This window comes from Streptomyces sp. BE303, assembly GCF_036290945.1.
Taxonomy (GTDB): domain Bacteria; phylum Actinomycetota; class Actinomycetes; order Streptomycetales; family Streptomycetaceae; genus Kitasatospora.
In genome coordinates this window covers 1-1,267 of record NZ_JAQYWZ010000867.1, presented here as the reverse complement: position 1 = coordinate 1,267, position 1,267 = coordinate 1, and the positions used below count along the sequence as shown (strand labels likewise).

1 protein-coding gene is annotated in these 1,267 nt (G+C 70.2%); it reads right to left on the bottom strand.

Annotated elements, in window-relative coordinates:
* Positions 1-44 precede the first annotated feature (44 nt).
* Positions 45-1,133, bottom strand: coding sequence for a mandelate racemase/muconate lactonizing enzyme family protein (locus PUR56_RS31230; protein ID WP_329951440.1), 1,089 nt, complete (start codon positions 1,131-1,133; stop codon positions 45-47).
* Positions 1,134-1,267: the final 134 nt, after the last annotated feature.

Sequence of the window (1,267 nt, the reverse complement as noted above, 5' to 3'; positions counted from 1 at the left end):
GTCGGGGTGTGTCGTCGCGGTGTCGGACGGCGCGGTGGGGGTGCTCATGCGACCCTCCGGTTGTCGATGGCGTCCATGTCCCAGTCGATCCCGATGCCCGGGGTGTCGGGAGCGACGGCCATGCCGTGGTGGACGGCAAGTTCGGTGCGGGTGACGGCCCGCAGTTGGGGGATGTACTCGACGAACGCGCCGTTGGGGACGGCGGCGGCGAGGCTGACGTGCAGTTCCATCAGGAAGTGCGGGCAGACCTGGACGTTGTGGCTCTCGGCCAGGTGGGCGACCTTGAGCCAGGGGGTGATGCCGCCGACGCGGGCGGCGTCCACCTGCACGATGGACGCGGCGCCGGCCTCCAGGTAGGTGCGGAACTGTGCGAGTGAGTACATGGACTCGCCGACCGCGACGGGGATGCGGGTGGCGGCCGCGAGTCGTGCGTGGCCGCTGATGTCGTCGGCCGGCAGAGGTTCTTCGAGCCAGTACGGGTCGTAGGGTTCCAGGGCCCGTGCGAGTCGCAGCGCCGAGGAGGCGTTCTGGGACTGGTTGGCGTCGGTCATGATGTGCAGGGTCGGCCCGACGGCTTCGCGGACGGCCCGCAGGCGCTCGGCGTCCTCGGCGGCGTGGGGCTTGCCGACCTTGATCTTCACTCCGGCCCAGCCCGCCTCCCGGGCGGTGAGCGCCGACTTCACGAGTTCGTCGGTGGTCAGGTGGAGCCAGCCGCCCTCGGTGTCGTAGACGGGGACCTGTGGGCGGTGTCCGCCGGCGAGGCGCCACAGCGGTTCGCCGGCGCGTTTGCAGCGCAGGTCCCACAGGGCCGTGTCGACGGCCGCGAGTGCCAGGGAGGTGATGGCACCCGTGGTCGTCGACCGCGTCGCGGCGAACAGTCGCTGCCACAGCGCTTCGACGTTGCGCGCGTCCTGTCCCCCGAGAAGGGGGAGCAGGTGGTCGTTCAGCAGGCTCAGCACCGAGCTTCCGCCGGTCCCGATGGTGTAGGAGTAGCCGGTTCCCCGGAGCCCGTCCGTGGTCGCGATCTCGACCAGGATCGTCTCCTGCTTGACGAACGCCTGGACGGCGTCCGTGCGGTCCGTCTCCACCGCGATGTCGGCGAGCAGCGCGGTGGCGGTCGTGATGGTGGTCATCAGACGAAGCCCGATCTCTGAGGCGGGGTGGTGGTCAGCGGCAGGTGAGGACGGTGTCCGTGAACTGCACCTTGAGCTGCTGCGTCTTCGCCTTGCGGTCGGCGTCGTAGGTGTCGACGGTCTGCTGGGTCACG